At 45.0% G+C, this 26,512-nt stretch carries 17 protein-coding genes and 1 riboswitch; of the genes, 11 read left to right on the forward strand and 6 right to left on the reverse strand.

Going from position 1 to position 26,512, the window contains the following annotated elements; all coding sequences use genetic code 11:
• Positions 1–829 precede the first annotated feature (829 nt).
• Positions 830–2,161, reverse strand: coding sequence for a cation:proton antiporter (locus R7O03_RS16950; RefSeq protein ID WP_053306797.1), 1,332 nt, complete (start codon positions 2,159–2,161; stop codon positions 830–832).
• Positions 2,162–2,352: 191 nt separating this feature from the next.
• On the opposite strand from R7O03_RS16950, the gene metH reads away from it, so the two are divergent.
• On the forward strand, positions 2,353–6,033 hold the full coding sequence (gene metH, locus R7O03_RS16955) for a methionine synthase (RefSeq protein ID WP_258500745.1): 3,681 nt from the start codon (positions 2,353–2,355) through the stop codon (positions 6,031–6,033).
• Between the two features lie 85 nt (positions 6,034–6,118).
• Here the strand turns inward: metH and lysC are convergent, their stop codons facing one another.
• Entirely contained in the window at positions 6,119–7,471 is a 1,353-nt protein-coding gene (gene lysC, locus R7O03_RS16960) for a lysine-sensitive aspartokinase 3 (RefSeq protein ID WP_042523508.1), read from the reverse strand.
• A gap of 101 nt (positions 7,472–7,572) precedes the next feature.
• Positions 7,573–7,751: riboswitch (Lysine riboswitch) on the reverse strand.
• A 220-nt stretch (positions 7,752–7,971) separates the two neighbouring features.
• On the opposite strand from lysC, the gene R7O03_RS16965 reads away from it, so the two are divergent.
• Complete coding sequence (locus tag R7O03_RS16965; protein ID WP_262643768.1) at positions 7,972–9,093, forward strand: pyridoxal-phosphate-dependent aminotransferase family protein; 1,122 nt, start codon at positions 7,972–7,974, stop codon at positions 9,091–9,093.
• Between the two features lie 59 nt (positions 9,094–9,152).
• Here the strand turns inward: R7O03_RS16965 and R7O03_RS16970 are convergent, their stop codons facing one another.
• From R7O03_RS16970 to R7O03_RS16985, 4 genes are all read right to left on the reverse strand, one after another.
• Complete coding sequence (locus R7O03_RS16970; RefSeq protein WP_318131898.1) at positions 9,153–10,934, reverse strand: PglL family O-oligosaccharyltransferase; 1,782 nt, start codon at positions 10,932–10,934, stop codon at positions 9,153–9,155.
• 67 nt (positions 10,935–11,001) lie between these two features.
• Positions 11,002–13,824, reverse strand: a complete 2,823-nt coding sequence (gene uvrA, locus R7O03_RS16975; protein WP_318131899.1) for an excinuclease ABC subunit UvrA — start codon at positions 13,822–13,824, stop codon at positions 11,002–11,004.
• 149 nt (positions 13,825–13,973) lie between these two features.
• Positions 13,974–14,846, reverse strand: coding sequence for a UTP--glucose-1-phosphate uridylyltransferase GalU (galU, locus tag R7O03_RS16980; RefSeq protein ID WP_005381239.1), 873 nt, complete (start codon positions 14,844–14,846; stop codon positions 13,974–13,976).
• A gap of 159 nt (positions 14,847–15,005) precedes the next feature.
• Positions 15,006–15,650, reverse strand: coding sequence for a LuxR C-terminal-related transcriptional regulator (locus tag R7O03_RS16985; RefSeq protein WP_258625461.1), 645 nt, complete (start codon positions 15,648–15,650; stop codon positions 15,006–15,008).
• 277 nt (positions 15,651–15,927) lie between these two features.
• Here R7O03_RS16985 and R7O03_RS16990 point away from each other — a divergent pair, with 277 nt between their 5' ends.
• The 9 genes from R7O03_RS16990 to R7O03_RS17030 all read left to right on the forward strand — a co-directional run bounded on the left by R7O03_RS16990 (position 15,928) and on the right by R7O03_RS17030 (position 26,511).
• Entirely contained in the window at positions 15,928–16,467 is a 540-nt protein-coding gene (locus tag R7O03_RS16990) for a single-stranded DNA-binding protein (RefSeq protein ID WP_005387798.1), read from the forward strand.
• A gap of 242 nt (positions 16,468–16,709) precedes the next feature.
• Positions 16,710–18,719 (forward strand): RNase E specificity factor CsrD, encoded by a 2,010-nt coding sequence (csrD, locus tag R7O03_RS16995; protein ID WP_054728884.1) that lies wholly within the window; start codon positions 16,710–16,712, stop codon positions 18,717–18,719.
• Between the two features lie 11 nt (positions 18,720–18,730).
• Positions 18,731–20,176: an MSHA biogenesis protein MshI gene (locus R7O03_RS17000; protein WP_258625465.1), complete on the forward strand. Its 1,446-nt coding sequence runs from the start codon at positions 18,731–18,733 to the stop codon at positions 20,174–20,176.
• Complete coding sequence (gene gspM / locus R7O03_RS17005; RefSeq protein ID WP_005381197.1) at positions 20,173–20,823, forward strand: type II secretion system protein GspM; 651 nt, start codon at positions 20,173–20,175, stop codon at positions 20,821–20,823. The genes R7O03_RS17000 and gspM overlap by 4 nt, the downstream gene beginning before the upstream one ends.
• Positions 20,816–21,148 (forward strand): hypothetical protein, encoded by a 333-nt coding sequence (locus R7O03_RS17010; RefSeq protein WP_005381196.1) that lies wholly within the window; start codon positions 20,816–20,818, stop codon positions 21,146–21,148. Before gspM ends, R7O03_RS17010 begins: the two co-directional genes overlap by 8 nt.
• 20 nt (positions 21,149–21,168) lie before the next feature.
• Positions 21,169–22,809, forward strand: a complete 1,641-nt coding sequence (mshL, locus tag R7O03_RS17015) for a pilus (MSHA type) biogenesis protein MshL (protein ID WP_262681836.1) — start codon at positions 21,169–21,171, stop codon at positions 22,807–22,809.
• A gap of 44 nt (positions 22,810–22,853) precedes the next feature.
• Positions 22,854–23,699, forward strand: coding sequence for an ExeA family protein (locus R7O03_RS17020; RefSeq protein WP_033907419.1), 846 nt, complete (start codon positions 22,854–22,856; stop codon positions 23,697–23,699).
• The gene (locus R7O03_RS17025; RefSeq protein ID WP_318131900.1) at positions 23,696–24,790 is read left to right on the forward strand and encodes a tetratricopeptide repeat protein; all 1,095 of its coding nucleotides are present in this window, start codon (positions 23,696–23,698) and stop codon (positions 24,788–24,790) included. Before R7O03_RS17020 ends, R7O03_RS17025 begins: the two co-directional genes overlap by 4 nt.
• Positions 24,787–26,511 carry a GspE/PulE family protein gene (locus R7O03_RS17030; protein WP_158159799.1) on the forward strand — a complete coding sequence of 575 codons (1,725 nt, stop codon included), beginning with the start codon at positions 24,787–24,789 and terminating at the stop codon, positions 26,509–26,511. The genes R7O03_RS17025 and R7O03_RS17030 overlap by 4 nt, the downstream gene beginning before the upstream one ends.
• Position 26,512 lies beyond the last annotated feature (1 nt).

Below are 26,512 nucleotides of genomic sequence, written 5' to 3' on the forward strand. Positions count from 1 at the left end.
GGTAGTTCAGTTGGTTAGAATACCGGCCTGTCACGCCGGGGGTCGCGGGTTCGAGTCCCGTCCACTCCGCCACTTATATTAAGCCTCAGTCGAAAGACTGAGGCTTTTTTCGTTTTGGTTAACCGACTTACCTTAAACCCACTTTCATATTGAAACCTTGCATCGAGAGGTAGGCTTCCCTCTGGCTATGCTTTCTAAGCCCTGTTATGAGTGAAGTGGAACGCAGTTTTGTGTGGTTTCTGCAGTCTCGAGCGCTAGTTTTGAGCCTCTTCATTCACCAAAGCTCCTTTTATTCGATATTAGAAAATCTAGTTATGTGACAGAGTTTAATTGTTTGAAGTGTCGCTTGTTTCTAATTTGAAAACAGGACGACTTTGAATACAAGTTTAGTCTCACTGAGATCAAGAGGGAGGGGGGCTACATTTCTGTTAAGGCTTTGATCTACCTGAATGCTAGCTCAGTTTTATCTTGGTGAGGTTGCTAACCTGTTTGGGTTCTGAACGCAATTACCCTAAATGCCTCTTTCTCATAAAAATACAAACTCGCTCATTGCTAAGTATTGTGGAAGTTTAGCTTTGATGTTTGCGAGGAGCCTATATTGCCAAGGGAAGAGAAGTGATACAGATGAAAATGGGTAAATTAAAAGGCTCGCCTATGAATACTATCTATCAGCAATAGTTAGTATCTATGAAAATGTAGCGTAGCGATTCTTCGTATATTTGATGGTATATCAAAGAATAAGGAGCCTTCGTCCTTGAAGGGGAGTCTGAAAATTAGTTATGAAAAAAGCAGCTAGGTAGCTGCTTTTGATTTATTAAGTTACGTGTCTTTAAGAGTCCACTGGCTCCGTATGTTCCGGAGTGGTTATTGCTTGGTTGTTCTCTTCCATCTTCTTCTCTTCTGCTTTTGCTTTTTCAATCATTGGAGTGATTGTTGAGCCTTGAATGAGGATAGAGAAAACAACGACGGAGTAGGTCATTACAAGAATAATCTCTTTTACATCGATTAACTTATCTTGAATCACCCAAATACCAGATGGAATGGAAAGTGCCATTGCCAATGCAAGGCCCCCGCGTAAGCCGCCCCACGTCAAAATACGCACTGACCATGGATTATATTTTCTGTAACGTTTAAAGCCTATGTAAGAAAGAAATACACTTAGATAGCGAGCTGCTAGTACAAGAGGGACTGAAATAGCCATCATGATCCAGTCTTCTTTGTGGAATTCAAATAGCAGCATCGACATGCCGATCAGTAGGAATAACACGCCATTCAAGAACTCATCAACAAGCTCCCAAAAATGGTCAAGGTGATCTTCACTCTCTTTTGAAAAGCCAATAAAGCGTGTCCAGTTGCCAATCATAATACCGGATACAACCATTGCGAGTGGGCCTGATACATGGATGTATTCAGCAAATGCGTAACCTGCTGTTGGGACACCAATGGTAAGTAACAATTCCATTGAGTGATCATCGGTGGCACTGATCAAGTAGTGGAATAGCAAACCGAGGACGAAACCATATGTGATACCACCGATAGCTTCTTGGATGAAGAGTAAGGTGACACTACCTACAGTTGGTGCCTCAGTGCCAAATGCAATCGTAAATAGAGTGACGAAGATAACTAAACCGAAACCATCATTGAAGAGCGATTCTCCTTCAATCTGAGTGGAGATACGTTTAGGAGCATCTAGTTTTTTCACAATAGCCAATACAGCGATTGGGTCAGTTGGTGATATTAGAGCACCAAATAGTAAGCAGTAGACCAAATCAAATTGGATGCCAATTAACTGACAAAACCCATACAGCGCAAATCCAATAAAGAACGTGGAAAACAGTGTGGCTCCAAGGGCTAAAACAGTGATCTCCCACTTTTGATCTTTAAGGTTCGGGAGTTTGATGCCTAGTCCACCAGCAAATAGTAAGAAGCCAAGAATGCCTTTGAGCAAGAAATCTTCGAAGTTAATCCTTGTGACCGTCTCCGTCGCAATTTCGGTGAGATGGAACCAGTTGTTTTGACCCGCAATTAAGATTAGAAGTGAAAGCACCATTGAACCTGCGGTAATCGCAATGGTGGTTTGCATCTTTCCTATCTTGCTGTTTACAAAAGCAATTAGCATCGCAGCTGCGGATAGAAAACATAAAGTATGATAGACCGACATAGAGCTCTCTATTTGTAACATTTTATGAATGGAATTCTCGGCTGATGCTGCTTAAATAGCAAACATTTTTTCGTGATTATTTTGCAAGTTAAGAAGGATATAAAATAATCATTAATTCTACGTTTAGACGTCTAGACTCCTGAAGTTTGTGTGATAGGATGGAAAGATAACTAAAGGAATGAGGCTGTACTGTGGGAAGTAACGTAAGACAACAGATTGAAGCTCAATTGAAGCAACGTATTCTTTTGATTGATGGTGGTATGGGAACCATGATTCAGGGATACAAACTTGAAGAGCAAGACTATCGAGGAACGCGCTTTGCGGATTGGCATTGTGATCTAAAAGGTAACAACGACCTGTTGGTTCTAAGTCAGCCTCAACTTATCAAGGAAATTCACGCTGCATATTTAGAAGCGGGTGCAGATATTCTTGAGACCAACACTTTTAACGCAACAACCATTGCGATGGCTGACTACGAGATGGAAAGCCTAAGTGAAGAAATTAACTTTGCAGCTGCCAAGCTTGCACGTGAAGTTGCAGACGAATGGACCGCAAAAACACCCGATAAACCGCGTTATGTCGCAGGGGTTTTAGGGCCGACGAACCGCACTTGTTCTATCTCTCCTGATGTAAACGACCCTGGATATCGAAATGTTTCTTTCGACGAGTTAGTTGAGGCTTACTCTGAATCGACTCGAGCGCTGATTAAAGGTGGTTCTGATCTTATTCTTATCGAGACCATCTTCGATACTCTTAACGCTAAGGCTTGTTCATTTGCTGTTGAAAGTGTGTTTGAAGAGATGGGTATTGAGTTACCTGTGATGATCTCGGGGACTATTACTGATGCTTCCGGTAGAACATTATCCGGTCAAACCACAGAAGCGTTTTACAACTCATTACGTCATGTTAAACCGATTTCGTTTGGTTTGAACTGTGCACTTGGCCCGGATGAACTGCGTCCTTATGTTGAAGAGCTCTCGCGTATATCAGAATCTTTTGTTTCCGCTCACCCAAATGCTGGGCTTCCGAATGCATTCGGCGAATACGATTTGTCGCCAGAAGATATGGCTAAGCATGTTAAAGAGTGGGCTCAAAGCGGCTTTTTAAACTTGATTGGTGGGTGTTGTGGTACAACTCCTGAGCACATTCGCCAAATGGCACTCGTGGTTGAAAATATCGCCCCTCGTCAATTACCTGAACTTCCCGTTGCTTGTCGCTTGTCTGGCTTAGAGCCGCTCGCCATTGATAAAGACTCTTTATTCATCAATGTCGGTGAGCGTACGAATGTAACTGGTTCTGCGCGTTTTAAGCGCTTGATTAAAGAAGAACTGTACGACGAAGCGCTCGATGTGGCTCGTCAACAAGTTGAAAATGGCGCTCAAATTATCGATATCAACATGGATGAAGGCATGTTGGATGCACAAGCTTGTATGGTTCGATTTTTAAACCTTTGTGCGTCAGAACCTGAAATATCCAAAGTACCAATCATGGTCGACTCTTCCAAGTGGGAGGTTATTGAAGCTGGTCTTAAGTGCATCCAAGGCAAAGGCATTGTTAACTCGATCTCTCTCAAAGAAGGCAAAGAGAAATTCGTTGAACAAGCTAAGTTGATCCGCCGTTACGGTGCGGCTGTGATTGTGATGGCGTTCGATGAGATTGGGCAAGCAGATACACGTGAGCGCAAAGTAGAAATTTGTACCAACGCTTACCGAATTCTTGTTGATGAAGTAGGCTTTCCACCAGAAGACATCATTTTTGACCCAAACATTTTTGCCATTGCTACGGGGATCGAGGAGCATAATAACTACGCGGTGGATTTCATTGAAGCCGTTGGAGATATCAAACGTGATTTACCACACGCGATGATCTCGGGTGGGGTTTCTAACGTCTCGTTCTCTTTCCGTGGCAATAACTATGTTCGCGAGGCGATTCATGCGGTATTCCTCTACCACTGTTTTAAGAATGGTATGGATATGGGGATCGTGAATGCGGGTCAGTTAGAAATCTACGATAACGTGCCTGAAAAATTGCGTGAGGCTGTGGAAGATGTCGTTCTTAACCGTCGTGATGACGCCACTGAGAGATTGTTAGATATCGCGGCGGAATATGCAGGCAAAGGGGTAGGTAAAGAGGAGGATGCCTCTGCACTTGAGTGGAGAACTTGGCCTGTTGAAAAGCGCTTAGAACACGCGTTAGTGAAAGGAATAACTGAGTTCATCGTTGATGATACCGAAGAGGCTCGTGTCAACGCTTCAAAGCCATTAGAGGTGATTGAAGGCCCACTAATGGATGGGATGAACGTCGTCGGAGACTTGTTTGGTGAAGGTAAAATGTTCCTTCCTCAGGTCGTAAAATCTGCACGAGTGATGAAGCAAGCAGTCGCGCATCTGGAGCCCTACATCAATGCAGAAAAGCAGGTGGGACAAACAAACGGTAAGATTTTGCTAGCGACGGTCAAAGGTGATGTACATGATATCGGGAAAAATATCGTTGGCGTTGTATTGCAGTGCAATAACTACGAAATTATCGATCTTGGTGTCATGGTTCCTTGCGAAAAGATCTTAAAAGTAGCGCAAGAAGAGAACGTCGATATTATTGGTTTATCAGGGTTGATCACACCTTCATTAGACGAAATGGTGCATGTTGCAAAAGAGATGGAGCGTCTCGACTTTAACTTACCTCTTCTCATCGGTGGCGCAACAACGTCAAAAGCCCATACAGCAGTTAAGATTGAGCAAAATTACAAGCATCCAGTGGTTTACGTGAACAACGCCTCACGTGCAGTGGGCGTATGTACTTCTCTTCTGTCAGATGAACGTCGCCCTGAATTTGTTGAAAAACTTGAAGCTGATTACGAACGAGTACGTGATCAACATAATCGAAAGAAACCGAGAACCAAACCAGTGACATTAGAAGCGGCTCGAGCGAATAAAGTTGCGATCGATTGGGAAGCTTATACACCTCCAGTGCCTGTTAAGCCTGGCATTCATATCTTCGATGATTTTGATGTGGCTATATTACGTCAATACATTGATTGGACACCATTCTTTATGACTTGGTCACTTGTGGGTAAGTATCCAACAATTTTCCAACATGAAGAAGTTGGTGAAGAAGCAAAACGTTTATTCGAAGATGCCAACGAGATACTTGATCGAGTTGAGCGAGAAGGCCTGTTAAAAGCGCGTGGAATGTGTGGCTTATTCCCTGCTGCGAGCGTGGGGGACGACATTGAAGTTTATGCTGATGAAACTCGTACCGACGTTGTGAAAGTATTACGTAACTTGCGACAACAGACCGAGAAACCAAAAGGATTCAACTATTGTTTATCCGACTACATCGCACCTAAAGAGTCGGGTAAGCATGATTGGATAGGGGCATTTGCTGTCACTGGTGGTATTGGTGAACGAGAGCTTGCTGATGAATACAAAGCACAGGGAGATGATTACAACGCAATTATGATTCAAGCGGTGGCGGATCGCCTAGCCGAAGCGTTTGCTGAGTATTTGCATGAGCGTGTCCGTAAAGAAATTTGGGGTTATGCAGCTGATGAAGATTTATCTAACGATGATCTCATTCGTGAAAAATACCAAGGTATTCGCCCTGCACCAGGTTATCCAGCGTGCCCTGAGCATACTGAAAAAGGACCGCTTTGGGAGCTACTTAATGTGGAAGAGAATATTGGCATGACTCTAACCTCCAGCTATGCAATGTATCCGGGCGCGTCAGTATCTGGTTGGTATTTCTCTCATCCTGACTCACGTTACTTTGCGATCGCACAGATCCAAGAAGATCAGCTAGAGAGTTACGCCGATCGTAAGGGGTGGGATAGGATCGAGGCTGAAAAATGGTTAGGGCCAAACATTAACGGTTAATTGATGTTTACCTCGTCCAAATGTAACAACTAATGAAACGACAAAGGGCTGCAGATACGCAGCCCTTTGTTTTATTGAGTTGAACTTACTTCTCAAACAACTCCGTGTGGAGTTTTTGTATGGCTTGCTTCGATACCGATTCATGGAGCAAGAAGCATAAGTTGTGAGGGCTAGCGCCATAACAAATCATGCGCAGGTTAAAATCTTCTAGCGTGCCAAAAACCTGTTTCGCGTAGCCTTTACTCTCACTCATGTTGTTACCAATGAGAGCAACGAGGCATAGGTCATGTTCAACTTCTACCTTACATAGCTCTTCTAACTCTTCTCGTACAGCTTGCGGCAGCTGCGGCGCGCCGCCGGATGTATCGGTTTGATCAAGTGTTAACGATACACTGATTTCAGATGTTGTGATCAAATCGACAGAGATCTTATGCTTTGCAAGGATCTCAAAGACCTTTGCTAAGAAGCCGTATGCGTGGAACATATTGGCGCTGCGTAGCGTTACCATGGTTTGGTTACAACGCAAAGCTAGCGCACGGAATAACGGTGAGCTTTCGACTTGGTGGCGAATCCAAGTTCCCCCTTTTTCTGGCTCTTTCGATGACCCTACAAATACCGGAATGTCGTGGCGTAATGCGGGTACTAGCGTAGAAGGATGAAGGATTTTAGCGCCAAAGTTAGCCATTTCTGAAGCTTCACTAAAGCTGATCTCAGGAATTGGTGAGGCTTTTGGCGCAATTCGCGGGTCTGTTGTGTAGATGCCCGGAACATCAGTCCAGATTTCTAGCCCTGCCGCTTTAACGCTCTCAGCAATTAAGGCGGCGCTGTAATCGCTGCCCCCTCGACCTAATGTTGTTGTATTACCGGCTTCGTCAGATCCTATGAAGCCTTGAGTAACAACAACGGATTGTTGGCAAAGTGGTACGAGTTTATCTTGCGCAAGCGTCGAAATTGCTTCAATGTTTGGCTCCGCGCGACCAAAGTTGTCATCAGTACGCAGCACATCGCGGATATCAAAGCGCACAGCTTGAATGCCTCGCTCACACATTAACTGAGTTAGAATATGCGTCGACATGAGTTCGCCACATGCGACTAAATGATCGGTTAACTTTGCACTAGCTTGGATAGATGCAGCCTCGGCCAGGCTGGTTACGGTATCTAATATGCCATACACCTCGGCAGCAGTTTTCGTGCTGTCTTCGAGCTGAGTTAAAATGGCGTCATGAATGTTGGCCAGATTTTGCAGCAGCTCAGTACGGTGCGTTTGATCCTGAACACCGTTGGCGAGTTCTACCAACAGGTTGGTGACGCCAGAGCAAGCGCTGCTCACGACCAGGCGAGTATTTGGATTGTTTTCGATAATGGTGGCGCAACGACTCATTGCCTCAAAGTTGGCAACACTGGTTCCACCGAATTTAGCTACGTTAAATGCGCTCACTGCGTTCTCCCACGACTTCCTAAAAAATTGTACATCCAATGTTTAGTGAGAAAAGGAACAGAGCAAAAAGAGAGGTATTTAGAATGCTATTTGAAAAATTTACCCTCAGAAGCCCTTCATCAGACTGCGCTGATGACAGTTGATGGGATTCAGCCCAATTCAACCGACAAGTCAAATCCTGCAACTTTGACTTACCTCGGCACTACTCCCCCTCAATGATTGGTGTTGGAATTGCGGTTCCACAAATCATCTACCTGGGTAGCGCTCCTCTTCTACATAAAGCTCAAACATTGAACGGTTTTGAGGCCTTAATGTCAATCAATATTTCAACCTTTATGGTGTTTTTTATTAACGATTTTGTGACACTGGTTTGACCTCTATACTTACGGCTAATTGCTGATAGAGGAAAAATCTATTAGGGTGAAGAACCCTACACCTGAGCCATGTTATTGAGTAGAACTTTTAGAATGCTCAGGATAAAAGATAATCAAGGAGCTGACATGTCGATCCAAAGCTTTATTCCACCTCACCGTATTTTAATGGGACCTGGTCCTTCTGATATTTATCCTCAAGTGTTACAAGCACTAAGCCGTCCTACGGTAGGTCACCTTGATCCTCTGTTTATCGGTATGATGGATGAGCTCAAGCAGCTATTGAAGTATGCCTTTCAAACTGACAATGAGTTCACTATTGCGGTTTCAGCGCCAGGTAGTGCAGGGATGGAAACCTGCTTTGTAAACTTGATCGAGAAAGGCGACAAAGTGATCGTCTGCCGTAACGGTGTATTTGGTGAACGCATGCGCGAAAATGTCGTCCGTGCTGGTGGTGAAGTTGTTATCGTCGATGATGAATGGGGGACGCCTGTTTCCATTGATAAAGTCGAGCAAGCACTCGAACAGCACCCAGATACAAAAATTCTTGCTTTTGTACATGCGGAAACCTCAACTGGTGCAGTCAGTGATGCTCAAGCATTGGGTAAGCTGGCGAAACAGCATAATGCATTATCTATTGTTGATGCGGTGACATCGCTTGGTGGTGTGCCGTTAAAAGTGGATGAATGGCAACTGGATGCGGTTTACTCTGGCAGTCAAAAATGTTTGTCATGTGTACCAGGGCTCTCACCAGTGACGTTTTCTCCTGACGCGATTGAAAAGATTCAAGCAAGAACAACACCAGTACAGAGTTGGTTCCTCGATCAGAGTTTAGTTTTGGGGTATTGGAGTGGAGAAGGCAAGCGTAGTTACCATCATACGGCGCCAGTTAATAGCTTGTATGCGCTTCACGAAGCTTTATTGATACTGAAAAATGAAGGATTAGAAAACGCTTGGGCTCGTCACCAACTGATGCATGAAAAACTCAAAAATGGCTTACAAAAGTTAGGCTTTAAATTTGTTGTGGACGAAGCCCATCGGTTGCCACAATTAAATGCGATTTACGTGCCTGAAGGAATTGATGAAGCAAAAGTTCGTGCTCACTTGCTAGAAACCTATAACCTAGAAATTGGTGCAGGCCTTGGGGCATTAGCTGGTAAAGCGTGGCGTATTGGCTTAATGGGTTACGGCGCTCGATCTGAAAACGTTGCGCTGTGCTTAAAAGCGTTAGAAGAGTCACTCACTGAATAAAATCATACAGCAATGAGATAAAGAAAAGCGAAGGTCATCCCTTCGCTTTTTGGTATTTATTACTCAGCTCCTGAAGTGGGGGCTGGTGGGGCAGAGATTGCTTGAGAAGGTGGTTGGTAATTGACGTCACTGAAATCAATCTTCGGGAACAAAAACTGCGCTTCAGCTCTAATTTGCTCCGCTTTACTTGAGTCATCTAAGCCTTGGTAGGCCAAAATCAAATTATTATAAAATGCAGGGCGAGGCTTATCTTTGATGATTTTTAGCGACCAATCGATATAAGGCTTGATCAAGGTTGCGTCTTGTTGGTACAGCCCAAGGTTTAAAAACGTGCTATAGACATCCCAATCAAACCTGTCTTTCCAAACTACAGGGTTACTGACTTGATTCAGAATATCAGGGTTAGTTGGTCTAGTGGTCTCAAACTTCGTCAATACATAATTCGTATGTAATGCGCTTACCATGTAAAACGTAAACGCAACGGGAAGTACCAAACTAAAAACACGCAGCAAGCTTTTGGTCACATTACTAAAGCCGACTTGTCGATAACGAGAGACGCGCTGATCGACCCAGTACAGTAGGATAACGAAGATCAACCAATGCACGAGAGAGTGGTAGAAAGGGTATTCCAGTTGTGAGTGCAATACGATAGGTATAAACAAGGCCAGCAACGCAAGACGAGTTCCGCGTTTGGCTTGATAGATTCGATACAGTACTAGTGCCATCGCTAAGAAGATGCCGAGTATTGGCAGCAAGCCACCTTCTACTCCCCAGTAAAGTAGCTCATTATGCGGATGATCCATGGCTGGCAAACCAGCTGGGTAATTCTCATTTAGGGCATGTTGACGAGCCGTATACAGCATGTACTCAGATTCAAACTTGCCATATCCATAACCAGTAAAAGGCTTTTCAATCACCATGTCTAATGTTTGTGGAAAAGTATACGCTCGAGGAGACTCCATATTTACTTTTTCTGCGGCTAACCCACCTCCATCAGGAAAGGCAAGATGCATGACAACGACTGAGAGTAAGAGCCCACTTACAAGTGACACAACCCAGCGGATAAAGCGCCCTTTGGTTGCAAAACGGTACATGTATGGAATGACCAACAACACGGCGATGACTGAGGCTAACCAACCAGTGCGTGAAGCCAACGCCACAATTAGTGGTAATGTTAAAACTGGCACGGCATAGAGAAGGTAAACATCGCTTAACTTACGATCGTATTTGTAGGGCTGACGTGCAAGTAAATAGCTGGCAATCACCAACCCTGTCGCAAGAAAGCTGGCCATTACATTGGGCTGTTGGAAAATACCATAAGGACGATTGGCCACCGTGTCGTAACCAAACGGATTGCCTGGTTTGAGATACAGATATTGTGTCAAACCAAAAATGGCTTCGATAACAACCGCAAGGACAATGAACCATAATAGGCGTTGGCGATGTTTATTACTGAAATGAAATTGTTGTAAAACAATAAAGAACAGGACACCACACCACAGGCCAATGAGCTTATTGGCTGCCAAACTGCTATTCGCATTTGGGTACAGAATGGGCACCGTCATGATAAGAGCACTAATGAACAAGCCGATGGTTAGTTTTGAGTAACGTAGTACTCGATTATTCGCAAGTTGGTAACACCCAATGCCTAATGCAAAGCTAAAAGCAATCCAAGTTGTCGCATTGAACGAAAGCGAAAGCCCCGAACCGCCGGGGTTGGGCATGAAAAAGTGCATTGCCAACACAAATAGTGTTGCCAAGGCAATGAGAAACTTGCGATTGAGGGGAACCTGTACTTTTTCGGGAGAAAGCTTTGTTCCACTTACATGTATAGTAGCCATAGTTATTGCGTTGTTTTGAATGAAAAAAGACCAGCACTTGCTGGTCTCGATACTTTACCTGTTTTTTCTACTTCAACATAGGCTTGAGGAAGTGAGCTGTGTGCGAACCCTCGATTTGCGACACATCTTCCGGAGTGCCTTGAGCGATTATCTCGCCGCCACCCTGACCCCCTTCAGGACCAAGATCGATAATCCAGTCCGCAGTCTTAATGACGTCCAGGTTATGCTCGATCACCACGACAGTATTTCCGTGGTCGCGAAGTCTGTGCAGTACAGTGAGCAACTGCTGGATATCATGGAAGTGAAGGCCGGTTGTTGGTTCATCCAAAATGTACAAGGTTTTTCCTGTATCACGTTTGGATAGCTCTCGCGCCAGTTTCACACGCTGTGCTTCACCACCGGAGAGTGTTGTTGCCGCTTGACCCAATCGTATGTACGACAAACCGACATCCATCAGTGTTTGTAGTTTGCGAGCGATGGCAGGAACTGGATCGAAGAAGGTGCGTGCATCTTCGACCGTCATTTCTAGCACTTCATCAATAGTTTTACCTTTGTAACGTACTTCGAGCGTTTCACGGTTGTAGCGTTTACCTTTACACACATCACATGGCACATAAACATCTGGTAGGAAATGCATTTCTACTTTGATAACACCGTCACCCTGACAGGCCTCACAACGACCACCGCGTACGTTAAAACTAAAACGGCCCGGTTTGTAACCGCGAGAACGCGACTCCTGTGTGCCTGCAAACAGTTCACGGATTGGTGTAAAGATCCCCGTATAGGTTGCAGGGTTAGAGCGAGGTGTACGGCCAATTGGGCTTTGATCGATATCGATGACTTTATCGAAGTGCTCTAGACCTTTAATCGATTTATAAGGTGAAGGCTGAGCCGTTGTCGCTCCGTTAAGTTGGGTATGCGCAATTTTAAAGAAAGTATCATTAATCAGCGTTGATTTACCTGAGCCAGATACCCCTGTAATACAGCTGAATAACCCAACAGGAATTGAAAGGTTAACGTTTTTAAGGTTATTACCTGTTGCGCCTATTAGCTCAACCGTTTTTTTCGGATCTCGCGGCGTGCGATCTTTCGGTACTGCGATTTCTTTAACACCACTTAAGTACTGACCTGTCAGAGAATTCGGATTCGCGACTATCTCTTCCATGGTGCCTTCCGCAACAACATTACCACCATGTACGCCAGCACCAGGACCAATATCTATGACATGATCTGCACAGCGAATCGCATCTTCATCGTGTTCTACCACAAGTACGGTATTACCTAAATCGCGCAAGTGAGTGAGCGTTTTTAATAAGCGTTCATTATCACGCTGGTGGAGACCAATCGACGGTTCGTCCAGAACATACATCACACCAACAAGACCTGCACCAATTTGGCTTGCTAAACGAATACGTTGAGCTTCACCGCCTGATAAGGTTTCCGCACTGCGTGATAAGTTTAGGTAGTTCAAACCGACGTTAACTAAGAATTGCAGGCGGTCGTTGATTTCCTTCATCACTTTTTCAGCGATTTGGGCGCGTTGACCTTCCAGTTTCAAGGAATGGAAGAATTCCAATGCATCAGCAATGCTGAGTTCAACAATCTCAGGTAGTGTCGTATCAGCAATAAACACGTTACGTGCTTCAAGGCGTAGACGAGTACCGCCACAGCTTGAACAAGATTTAGTGGAGATGTATTTCGCGAGCTCTTCACGGACAGAGTTGGATTCTGTATCACGATAGCGACGTTCTAGGGTATTCAGAATACCTTCGAATGGATGGCGCTTAACGCGAATATCGCCACGATCGTTGATGTATTTAAACTCAATCTCAGTACGACCTGAGCCCTTTAGAATGACATCTTGCGTTTTCTTTGGCAGAGAATTAAAAGGGGCATGGAGGTCAAAACCATAATGATCGGCCAATGAGGTGAGCATTTGGAAGTAGTAGTAGTTCTTTTGATCCCAACCGCGAATCGCACCTTGTGCCAAGCTTAATGAATCATCTTGAATGACTCGGCTTGGATCGAAGTATTGTTGAACACCCAAGCCATCACAAGTGCCACATGCTCCAGCAGGGTTGTTGAATGAGAAAAGTCGCGGCTCTAACTCTTGCATGCTGTAACCACATTGTGGACAAGCGAAGTTGGCGGAGAAAATAATCTCTTCACCGTCGCCATCCATTGGCGCGACAACTGCAATTCCGCCTGATAATTCGAGTGTTGTCTCGAAAGATTCGGCCAAGCGCTGTTGTAAGTCTGGACGAACTTTAAAGCGGTCTACCACAACTTCAATGGTGTGCTTTTTATGTAGTTCAAGGGTTGGAGGATCGGAAAGATCGCAAGTTTCTCCATCAATACGCGCACGAATAAAGCCTTGAGCCGCTAAGTTCTCAAGCGTTTTAACATGCTCACCTTTACGTTCTTTGACAATAGGTGCCAATAGCATCATTTTGCTGCCTTCCGGCATCTCTAGGACTTTGTCCACCATTTGGCTGATGGTTTGCGCAGCAAGAGGAGCATGATGCGTTGGACAGCGGGGTTCGCCCACACGAGCATACAATAGACGTAAGTAGTCGTAGACTTCGGTAATTGTACCGACGGTTGAACGCGGGTTATGAGAAGTAGACTTCTGTTCAATAGAAATCGCGGGTGATAACCCTTCAATGTGGTCGACATCGGGTTTTTCCATCAGAGACAAAAACTGACGAGCGTAGGCAGAGAGAGACTCTACGTAGCGTCGTTGGCCTTCTGCATACAATGTATCGAAAGCGAGAGAGGATTTACCGGAGCCACTTAGTCCAGTAATGACAATCAGTTTATCGCGAGGGATTGTAAGATTAATGTCTTTAAGGTTATGGGTTCGGGCACCGCGAACTTCTATTTTATCCATCGTTTTTGCTCTATGTATAACCAAGTGGGGCAAGTATTACATAGTGTGAGAAATGTGCAAAGAAAATTACTGGATAAAAAAACAGTAAAGTAAAAAGCCCAGCGTTGTGCTGGGCTTTCGATACAGTAATTTCGTACTACGACGATGCTTTATACTGCTTTTTGTGTTGCGTGCTTACCTAGCTCAGAGGTTTTTTCATCTTTTAGATACAGGTTTTCAAAACAATAGTTAGTTGCTTCGATGTAACCTTCAACGCTACCACAGTCAAAGCGTTTGCCCTTGAATTTGTAAGCCAATACACAGCCCGCTTTTGCTTGTTTTAGCAGCGCGTCAGTGATTTGAATTTCACCACCTTTACCAGGTTCAGTGTTTTCAATCAGTTCAAAAATATCGGGAGTCAGGATGTAGCGGCCAATGATAGCAAGGTTGCTAGGCGCCGTGCCTTTCTCTGGTTTTTCTACCATGTCGTCTACGCGATAGATGTCGTCTTTGATCATTTCACCAGAGATAACGCCGTATTTGTGTGTTTCTTCGGCTGGTACTTCTTGCACTGCAACGATAGAACAGCGGAACTGCTTAAATAGTGCCACCATCTGAGCCAGTACGCCCTCTTGCTCGTTCACACAAAGGTCATCAGCAAGAACAACAGCAAATGGCTCATCGCCTACCAATTCTCGTCCAGTTAGAATCGCGTGGCCCAAGCCTTTCATTTCGCGTTGACGTATATAAGTGAAGTTTGCAGATTCAATGATTTCACGGATATCTACCAACAGCTCTTCTTTGTTGGTACCGCTAATCTGATGTTCCAGTTCGTAGTTCTTATCAAAGTGGTCCATGATCGAGTGCTTGCCACGACCTGTCACAATACACATGCCGTTCATACCAGCTTGGATTGCTTCTTCGACACCGTATTCAATAAGCGGTTTATTCACGACTGGCATCATCTCTTTTGGCATAGATTTCGTTGCCGGTAGGAAGCGAGTGCCATAGCCTGCAGCAGGGAACAGACATTTTTTTATCATTGGGGGAATATCCTATCTCGTTTTTATCAAGAATCTGCGCATAACTTTAACACGAGAGGTATCAATGAATCATGAATAAAGTAGGAAAAAATGTGAGACTCGGTGCGGAAAAAAGATGAGCGACTCGTCATTTCAGTTATCAGAGCCGCTCACATTGCATCATGACATTAAGTTTTGGTCTGCCCAGGCGATTGCCTGTACTCGGTTCTTTACGGATAGCTTTTTGAATATCTGATACAAGTGCGATTTGATGGTGAATTCACTGACGAATAACTCCTCGGCCATCTGACTGTTCGAGGCGCCAGCTTGTAGGCAACGCAGTACTTGTAGCTCACGAATGGTTAGGTCTACCGTAGCTGGTGCAGTATGAGTATTAATGACATTGCGGTAATAGTGTAAAAGTTGACTGGTTACATTACGCGGCAGCCAGTTTTGACCGTTAACAATGCCTTTTAACCCTTCTCCAATTTGCTCTAGCGTATCTTCAGAATAAAACACACCTTTTAATTGACCAAATGAAAGAAGTTCATCCGTGGTTAGTCTTTTAGGCACGTTGAAGACAACGGTTTCAAAGTTTTTCCATACAAGAGGCAAGTTTTTGATCGATTGAACAAGTGATTTATGTTCACTGAAGTCGATCAGTAGAATTTTATTACGGTGTTGTGGCTTGGCTTCCATGAGTGCTACGGTTGAAATCACCGGGATGCTCATATCAACGTACTTTTCGAGTGCCGCCACTTTTTTTTGCGCATTATCTTCCATACTGATCAGAAATAGCTTTCTTGCGTAAGCCGACTTTCTCACGTGTTCCAATCTCCCTGGGTTCAATAGAAGCCATAAACTGGCATTAAAGAGAGGCCATAACCATCGCTTTACTGAATAAATGCGTTCGAATTCAAAGCTTCACGAAACGATGTCTGCAACGCGAATCAAAAATGCTACACACGTAAGTTGAAATACGATTTGGGTTCTAGAGGATGACTCAATAGATCACAATGGTATTAGACTTTAATCAAAACATTAAAGCGTGCTATTCTAATGCGCTAAAATTTTATATATCCAGAGTGAAACGGAGCACATCATGGCCAGCCGTGGAATTAACAAAGTTATTTTGGTGGGGAATCTAGGTAACGACCCTGAAATTCGTTACATGCCGAATGGCGGTGCAGTAGCAAACATTACTATTGCGACTTCTGATTCATGGCGTGATAAAGCGACTGGCGAACAGCGCGAAAAAACGGAATGGCACCGTGTTGTGTTATTCGGCAAACTTGCGGAAGTAGCAGGTGAGTACTTGCGTAAAGGCTCTCAAGTTTACATTGAAGGGCAACTGCAAACTCGCAAATGGCAAGATCAAAGTGGCCAAGATCGCTACTCAACTGAGGTAGTTGTTCAAGGCTTCAATGGTGTGATGCAAATGCTTGGCGGTCGTGCTCAAGGTGGCGGCGCACCAATGGGCGGTCAACAGCAGCAACAAGGTGGATGGGGTCAGCCTCAACAGCCAGCTCAGCAGCAGTACAATGCGCCTCAGCAACAGCAACCACAACAACAGGCTCCGCAGCAACCACAGCAGCAGTACAATGAGCCACCAATGGATTTTGACGACGATATCCCGTTCTAAATTCTGCTTATGCTTGAATCGAAAAGGCCGCGAATATCGCGGCCTTTTTTATTGTCGCAATCTAATGATCTCACAGGCTTATCTTGGCAAGGTTAGGCGTAACAATAAAACTTATCAATGAGTGTGATTTTCTTTATGCTCCAGCCTCTCACTATCAGACTAATCCGATTGTTTGATGAACTCTTATCAAGTATAAATATTTCAATAAGGTATATGATGAATAAAAAAGGAATTTGGTATTCATGAGGTATACCCCAACTCTTAAGTTAAGCACACGGCTGGTGGCCTTTGTCACTATGATCGTTATCTGCGCCATGTTTATCTTGTTTGTCGGTGGCACCCTCTCTTTTAAACGTCTTGGGCAGGAATATCTCACCCATTATTTAGAAGGGATCGTAGAGGTGGTCGACAAGGAGATGGAAGATCCTGACGCCGCTTATTCTATGCAGCGCTGGATGCCGAAAATGCTGCAGGCTTCCAATATTGTCGAAATGACGTTGTCGACCAACAACGCCGTTGTTTATCGCTTCAAAGATACTTCTCATCAAATGGAAGCGTCAGTCTTGTTTGAGGCTGAGTACCAGCTGACTCACAATCAAGATTACACGATTCACTTTAAAGCAATTCCCCCTTACTTAGGTTACAGCTACTCAATGCAGGCGCTTTGGTCGATCACGCTTGCCGTTGTATTGATCATCTTCTGCTTAATGCGCGGTGTGGCATGGCTTAAGGAGCAATTAGAAGGCTCCGAAATGCTCGAAGAGCGAGGCAGAATGATCCTGGCTGGTAGGGTGGAGCAGTATGCCAAAGGTGACAAAAAAGAATGGCCTTACACCGCCAGTGAAGCGCTCGATGTATTAATCGAAGAGTTACAAGATGCGCGTCAAGAGCGAAGCCGATTTGATACCTTTATTCGAACTCAAACCTTCCTTGATAAGCTAACCGGTACCGCTAACCGAGTGTTATTTGATAGCAAGTTGGAATCGGCGTTACTAGAAAGTGGGGCTCGCGGCGCCGTGTTGCTAGTGCGTATTCAAGACTGGAAACTGGTTGAAGAAGAGCAAGATAAGCAAATTACGGATGAGTTTATTGTTGAAGTTGGGAGTTTATTGTCCAATTTAGTTCAACGATACCCAGATGTTGTATTTTCCCGTTATTACGATGCTGATTTTGCGCTTTTTCTACCGCACCAAAGTGCGAAAGATGTGGCTAACCTTGCCTCGCAATGCATTCGCCAGTTAGAAAAGTTAATGCCGCCAGAGCCACTTGATCCAGACAACTGGTGCCATATTGGCATCACCACTTATAAAGAAGGTGAGCGACACAGCCAAATCATTGATGAAGCCGAGACTGCTTTGCGTAGTGCGCAACTACAAAATAACAATAATTGGAGTCGCTTCAAAAAATGGAACCACGATGAAGAAGCTCGCGGAAGTGTGAGGTGGAGAACGTTATTTGACACAGCACTTACACCTGAAAGTGTGATACTCTACGCACAATCTGTGCACCCAATAAGTGACGCGACGCATAAAAAATCATTATATGAAGAGTTAACATGTCGGATTCGCGATCCTGAGAATGGGATTGTTAAAGCATCTCGGTTCATTTCTGCGATCAGACAGGTTGGTTATGAAGCGCAAATGGATAAGTCGGTTATTAATAAATTCTTAAGAGAGTTTAAGGATAATTTTGATAACTCAAGATCGTATGCGCTCAATTTGAATGTAACGCCATTTTCTAACCGAGAGTACTTTAAATGGTTTCGTGATGAACTCTTACAGTTGTCACGTGAGCAGAGAAAGTGTCTCAGTTTTGAGTTTGTTGAAGCACAATTTGTAAGACACTTAGACTTTATGCGACCAGTCGCTAAAATGCTGGCCGGTTTAGGGTGCCACTTAATGGTTGGGCAGGCTGGGCGTACCATCGTCAGCACTCACTATTTAAAAGAAGTGGACATTCGTTACCTTAAACTTCATCGCAGTTTAGTAGCAAAAATCGACCAACGACATGAAAACCAGCTATTTGTCCGCAGTATGCTAGGTGCGGCGGCAAACAGTAAAACTAAAATTATAGCAGTGGGAATTGAGAATCAGAATGAGCTCAACACATTAATTGAGCTCGGGGTTTATGGTGGGCAAGGGCGTTACTTTTCTGCGGAGCAGCAGTTTCTTCCTCGTCCCCAAGCGTTGCCGAATTCTCAATCAGAATCCCAAGTTAAATTGGGAAGACGAAATCGCTGGCGGAAAAAATAAAGATAATAATCATGGATTTCAAAGCACTATTCGACAAGCTTAAGCGATCATCTAGTGGTGATCGCTCCTGCTTTTTGGTTATTCAGCCAGACGCCGTTTATTTATCATCTTCAATCAAAAGTAGTCGTCCATACCAATTTGATATTTCTGAGTCCAATTGGGAAAAAGCCGTTGAGCAAGCATTGAGCGTTGCAGCGAGTGCGTATGATTCATTAACGGTTATTCTTTCTCATAACTATTACCAGATGTACCAAATCGACAAACCGGTCATGCCGCGTCAAGAATGGCCAGCCGCATTACCGTTTTTGTTGAAAGAACTGATCTCTGAGCGTGCTATCGACATTATTGCCGATGCGGTCGAGTTACCGAATTCAACCAAAGTGCAAGCATACGTCTTATCGCGAAAAATATTGGATAAGATTGTGTTACTGGCCAATCGAGCCCAGTTACCATTAGAAGCCATTCTTCCTGAAGACGATATTTGGGGAGAGACTGCTGGTGAACTAGGAAACTTCCTATTATTACAACGCAGTGTGCGTGGTCATTTCCGTATAAGCGCTTTTGTCGAAAATACTATTGCGTTCCACCGCTCTATTCGCAGTGTGACGCCACCGTTAACGGGGGTTCCGTCTAGCGATTTACAGATGGACAGTCTGTCGTTAGAACTGCAACGTTCGATTGACTATCTTTCATCTCAGTTACGCCACGTGCAATTACATCAATTGAAAGTGTGCTGTGATGAAGAGGATGAGAGCGAGCTTGTTCAGGCTCTGAACTACCGTTTAAGTACTAAGGTTTCACCGTTATTACCACCAGAACATGAGCTATCAGGGCATGTTTTGGCTGACACTGCGGCTACTTCAAATACTCGACGCGTCAACTTATATCCCGATTACTTAAAACCGAAAAAAGAGCTCCTGACGCTAAAAAATATCGCGTTATCTTGGGGCGTTGCGGCGGCTGCAATTCTATTTTCTTACGGTTATGTCACTTGGCAGAGCAGCGGTTTGGAAGATGAGATTGCTATTGTAAAAAGTAAAGGCGATATCATGAAGTCAGAGCTTGAACGTTATCAAGTCAAGCTACGTAAACATCAACCTGACAATAATAAGCTGGCAGCTAAAGCCCGCTTAGAGCGTGAAGTCAAGGCGAAGCGAGACTCGCTTAAAGCTGTCGGGAAATACGATGACTCGCAACGCACGGGTTACTCTGGCGTGATGCAATCATTAGCGAAGCTAGGAAACCAAGAAATTTCTTTGTCCGAAATTCGAATCAATACCCATACCTTAGACCTGAAGGGACTAGCGAAAAAACCGAGCTCAGTGCCAAATTGGGTTAGCCAATTTAAAAACGAAATTAGCTTGGTTGGCCGAACGTTTGACGACGTCAAAATAGGTCGAAATGATAAGGATATTGTGACGTTTGAACTAAAAACGCGCGAGGATAAAGAGAAATGAACGAATTCTGGCTCTCATTAGAAGGGCGCTTTGGCGAAATGAGTACGCGTGAAAAAGTGCTCACCGCATTGTGCGGTTTAGTTGTCGTGATCATGTTGCTCTTTACGCTGGTATTGGAGCCAAAGCTTAACGAGATCATCAGTAATGAGAGGCAACTAAGTAATTTAAAGCAAGCCAATCAAAAGATTGAAATCGATACGCTACGTATTCAGGCGCAACTTAAGAAAGATCCAAATGCTGAGATTGATCGCGCGATATCTAATCTGTTAGCTGAGAGTCAGCATCTTTCGATGCAATTAGCGGAGATCATCGAGCATCTTATTACACCTTCGCAAATGGCTGAGCTGCTTGAAAATGTGTTGGAGCAGCAAAGTGGCATTCACCTTTTGTCTCTGCAAACCTTGCCATCTGAGCCAATAACGGAAGATAAAGAAGCATCGCAATACTCTGGTTACTACGTGCATCCTGTTCGTATGGAACTGACTGGTGACTATTTTTCTATTGCTAATTATCTGAATAAATTGGAGAGCCTTCCTGCGAGTTATTACTGGCGCAGCTTTAGTTATAAAGTCGAAGAGTACCCGAAAGCGAAGCTTGTGTTAGAAGTCTACACACTAGGATCTAGAGAGGAGTTTATTGGTGGTTAACAAACTCATCATCTCATTGCTTGTTATGGCAGCGGCAGGAACCGCTTGGGCAAACCAAGACCCAACGGCCCCACTTGGTTGGGAAAAACCAGCGGTTGAAACGTCAGCGAAACCAAAAGTTAAACGGTACCGACTGCCTAAGCTCAACAGTATTGTGTGTAAGCCAAGTACTGATTGTATCGCGATTATGGATAACAAACTTGTCGAAAAAGGCGAGCTATTTAAGGGTTATCGCGTCGCGAGCATTAATAGTGAATTTGTAACTTTAAAGCGTGGTAACCGTCAGTGGGACCTAGAGCTTTTTGATTTAAACGTAAAACAATAATAACCAGAGCCCGATCAGATATGCGCAAATTAGTTGTAGGAATAACGATTGCTTCTTTAATGGGATGTTCAATGGGTCATCGGAATCCAGTGGAAGTTAAAGAAGCGCTCAATGAATCGATCAATCAAGCGAACAGCCGCACATTGGAAGAAATCCCTTCTTCTGTTGAGGCAGACTTGATGCCAAATTTAGACTCGAGCGTTGCATCAGAGCAAGGCACCTCGAAGCGTTTTCGTATTCAAGCGAATGCGGTCGATGCAAGAAGCTTTTTCGCCTCGTTGGTGAAAGGCACAGAGTACAGCGTGGCGATTCACCCGTCGGTACAAGGTAATATCACCGTCAACTTGTCAGATGTGACATTGGATGAAGTTCTGAATGTCGTACAGAATATGTATGGCTATGACGTGGTGAAGTCTGGCAAAGTTATTCAAATCTACCCAGCAGGTATGCGTACGGTGACCATTCCAGTCGATTACCTGCAGTTCAAGCGTTCTGGTCGCTCATTAACCAGCATTGTTACGGGCTCTGTAACCTCGGCTGGTACGTCTAATTCTGGTGGTAGCTCAGACAGTTCTGACTCGTCAGACTCTAACAATGGAAACAACAACGATAGCTCGACCACATCTACGGGCGGTACACGCATCGAAACCATCACTGAAAGTGACTTCTGGCCGATGCTGCAGCAAGCTGTTGCGAATCTAATTGGTTCAGGCAAAGGGCAAAGTGTGGTTGTAACGCCACAAGCGGGAGTTATTACGGTTCGAGCATTTCCAGATGATATTCGCGAAGTACGCGAGTTCTTAGGTGTATCGCAGGAGCGCATGCAGCGCCAGGTCATTCTTGAAGCTAAAATCCTAGAAGTGACGTTGAATGATGGCTACCAACAAGGCATCAACTGGTCAAACTTATCGGCGTCAATTGGTAACTCGGGTAGTATCGTAGTCAACCGCCCTGCGTCGACATTACCACCATTGGATGCGATTGGCACGCTATTGGGCGGTCAAACTAACGTGACTATTTCGGATGGTAACTTCAATGCTGTATTGAGCTTCATGTCTACGCAAGGTGACTTGAACGTCCTTTCGAGCCCTCGTATTACCGCTGCCAACAACCAAAAATCTGTCATCAAAGTGGGTACCGATGAGTACTTTGTTACCGAGCTATCGAGCAATGCAGGCAACGGTGAAAACTCAAATGCAGTTCCTGAAGTGGAACTGACGCCATTCTTCTCGGGTATTTCCCTCGATGTGACTCCGCAAATTGATAACAAAGGCAATGTGTTCTTGCATGTTCACCCCGCAGTTATTGAAGTCACGGAAGAGGTGAAGCAATTGAACTTGGGCGGAGATTTCCAAAACATCCAACTGCCATTAGCGAAAAGCTCTATTCGTGAATCAGACTCGGTTATTCGTGCTAAAGATGGCGATGTTGTGGTTATCGGCGGGTTGATGAAACAGCAAAATCGTGAGCTTGTTTCTAAAGTCCCATTTTTGGGCGATGTACCAGCACTGGGGCACTTGTTCCGCAACGTGAATAACGTAACTGAGAAAACAGAATTGGTCATCTTGCTAAAACCGACCGTAGTTGGCGTGAACTCTTGGCAGAAAGAGCTAGAGCGCTCTCGTGATCTGCTGCAAGAGTGGTTCCCAGATGCGCAATAAGCGCTGGGAAAGGTTCTGTTTTTCAATAGGTTTGTGATTCGAGTATGTACTTGTCACACTTTGGGTTCCGAGTTCAGCCTTTTTCGTTAACCCCAAATACCGAAATGTTCTTGGGGTTAGTCCCTCACTATGAGGCGATCCAAACCATCCTAGCTGCCGTGCAAATGGGAGAAGGGGTGATTAAGGTGACGGGAGAAGTCGGCACTGGAAAAACCATGGTATGCCGTAAGCTGATCGAGCAGATTGAATCTGAAGTTGAGCTTATTTACTTACCCAATCCAGTGTTGAATGGGGAACAGTTGCAGTTTGCTGTCGCCAGAGAGTTGGGTATCGAGAACGATGATCCGCTGCGCATCGTTTCCCTCATTCAAGAGCACTTGATTCAAGTACATGCCTTGGGAAAGAAAACCGTCTTGATCGTTGATGAAGCGCAAGCTCTTTCCCCACAAGCTTTAGAAACATTGCGTCTATTTGGCAACCTAGAAACGGAACAAGATAAGCTCATTCAATTGGTGTTATTCGGACAACCTGAGTTGGATGAAAGATTGGCTAACCATGAGCTAAGGCAATTTCGTCAACGCATTACGTTTAGCTGCCAGTTACGTCCTCTCTCTATCGATGAAGGCGTGGCTTACATCAATAATCGTTTAGATAAAGCAGGCAATGGGGCGCACATTTTTTCTATTGAACAGAAAAAAGCGATTTGGCGTTCATCCATGGGGATTCCGCGCTTGATAAACCAAATTAGCCACAAGTCGTTGCTTGCTGCATTTAATGAGCGTTGCACACTATTGAAAAATCATCACGTTTACGCCGCTATGCACGATACGTTTGATGCCCGTAAACCTAAGTTTAAAACACCCGTATTTTGGGGATGGAGTCAACCTTGAGTGCCATCAATAAAGCATTATCAGAACTTGCTGAAAAAACATCGCCGTCAGAGCTTACTCGTGCGGAGATTCCAAGTGTCTCACGCAGTAAACCTTGGCTTTGGCTTGTCGCCGGTTTTTCGTTAAGCCTTGCGGTTGGTAGCTGGGCGGTCTCTCGCGGTCCTGTCCCTTCAGGCGAGCTATCACAGTTTCAAACCGACGCTATGCCACTGTCGTCTGTGAATGTCTCACCAATTGTTTCATCGGAGCGCACTCACTCGCCAACGAGTAAAATGACGCCCGATACAACTCATGTGGTTTACACCAAACCAGCCACGCAGCCAGTAGCGCAACAGACTCACATGCAAGAGACTGATAGGTTCACGCCAAGATCTGAGATAAATACCGCCTCTGAAGAGGCAGTTTTACTCGCGCAGTTAGCAACGATGCCGAGCGAGGAACAATACGATCCCGTAACCCACACGACATCAGAAAACAGCTCAATGCGTATTGAGCAGGTTGAGCTTACACATCGTCAGCTTTCTCTTAAGGCAGTTAGTCGAGCGGAAAAAGCACTCGATGCTAACGATATGCAAACGGCGTTATCGGCTTATGCCGAGGCGTTGCGTTATGAGCCAATGAATGCAGACACGCGTCAAAAGCTATCAGCGTTGTACTTTGGTAAAGGTGACACGCGTAAAGCATATGAGATTATTCAAGAAGGTATCAACCTAGATACGAACAACCAAGTACTTCGCTTGGCCTTGTCTAAGTTGTTAGTGAAAGCTAATCAACCTGAAGCGGCGCTGAGCCCGCTTGTTCATTTGCCTCCAGTACCAAGTCGAGATTACTTGGCGATGCGTGCGGCATTGGCACAAAAACACAAGCAAAATGACATTGCGCTTGAGAGCTATCAACTCCTAACTCAGCGTGAGCCGGAAAACGCGCGCTGGTGGTTAGGTTTGGCTATTCAACAAGAGCGCGCCCTGGCTTTTACTGCCGCGATTCACTCTTACAACCAAGCTCTGGGTAAAGTTGGCATTTCGAATCAATCGCAAGCATTTATCCGTGACCGTTTGAGCATCTTGAAAGAGTTGGAGAGCGCACAATGAAAATTCAGTTGAGAAAACGCTTGGGCGATCTTCTGGTTGAGGAAGGTATCGTCTCTGAAGAACAAATCCAGCAAGCACTAAACGCACAACGCAGTACCGGGCAGAAGCTAGGGGATGCGTTAATTGACCTTGGCTTTATTACCGAAAAGCAAATGTTGGACTTCTTGTCTCAGCAGCTTGGTTTGCCACTGATCGATCTTGGTCGTGCGCCTGTGGATGCCGAAGCCGTGCAGATTCTACCTGAGGTACACGCACGTCGCTTACGTGCGATGGTCGTTGCTCGAAATGGGGACACCCTGCGCGTTGCTATGAGCGACCCTGCGGACTTGTTCACTCAAGAATCATTGATGAACTTGTTAGGTCAATACAACCTTGAGTTCATTGTTGCTTCAGAGCGTCAGCTTATTTCAAGCTTTGACCGTTATTACCGCCGTACTAAAGAGATCGCCTCCTTTGCTGAACAGCTGCATGAAGAGCATAAAGATGTACAAAGCTTTGATTACGGTATTGATGAGGCCGACAGTGAAGAGGTTACCGTTGTAAAGCTGGTTAATTCCATGTTTGAAGATGCGGTACAGGTTGGAGCTTCGGATATTCATATTGAGCCAGACGATCAAGTATTGCGTTTGCGCCAGCGTATTGATGGCGTATTGCATGAAACGCTCTTAAATGAAGTGAACATTGCATCGGCTTTGGTTCTTCGACTGAAGTTGATGGCACACCTAGATATTTCTGAAAAGCGCTTGCCACAAGATGGCCGATTCAATATCAAAGTTCGTGGCCAATCAATTGATATTCGTATGTCGACGTTACCAACGCAGTACGGAGAATCTGTAGTAATGCGTCTGCTTAACCAGTCCGCTGGTTTGCGTCCGTTAGAAGAGTCGGGCTTGCCGCCAGACTTGCTTGCTCGCTTACGTCGACAGTTGGCGCGTCCGCATGGCATGATTTTGGTTACCGGGCCGACAGGTTCCGGTAAAACCACCACGCTTTACGGCGCATTGAGTGAGCTCAACGAACCTGGGAAAAAGATCATTACAGCAGAGGACCCGGTTGAATATCGTCTGCCTCGCATCACTCAGGTACAGGTTAACAGTAAGATCGATCTAACTTTCTCGCGTGTTCTGAGAACCTTTTTACGTCAAGACCCAGACATCATTCTTGTTGGTGAGATGCGTGATCAAGAGACGGTAGAAATTGGTCTGCGAGCTGCACTAACGGGTCACTTAGTATTGAGCACTCTTCACACCAACGATGCTGTCGACAGTGCGTTACGTATGATCGATATGGGTGCGCCGGGTTACTTGGTTGCTAGTGCAGTCAGAGCCGTGGTGGCGCAGCGTCTTGTGCGCCGAGTTTGCCCAGATTGTAAAACAGAAGACCACTTAGATGAGTCTCGCCAGCAGTGGTTAGCTGGGCGTTTCCCAAATCAAGTTAGCACCATTTTTTATAAAGGCGCAGGTTGCCAAAACTGTAACTTGACTGGTTATCGAGGCCGAATCGGTGTGTTTGAAATGCTCGAACTTGAGCAAGAGATGATGGATAAATTGCGCGCCAATGATGCGGTTGGCTTTGCGCAAGCCGCGCGCCGCTCAGAAAACTATAAGCCACTGCTTGCTTCTGCAATGGAACTGGCGCTACAAGGCACCGTCAGTTTGGACGAAGTGATGACCCTAGGTGAGGGTGATGCTTCTGGTAAGACTGATCCCATTTTCATATAGG

Origin of the sequence: Vibrio sp. Vb2960 (assembly GCF_033337665.1) — a bacterium.
Classification (GTDB): domain Bacteria; phylum Pseudomonadota; class Gammaproteobacteria; order Enterobacterales; family Vibrionaceae; genus Vibrio; species Vibrio alginolyticus.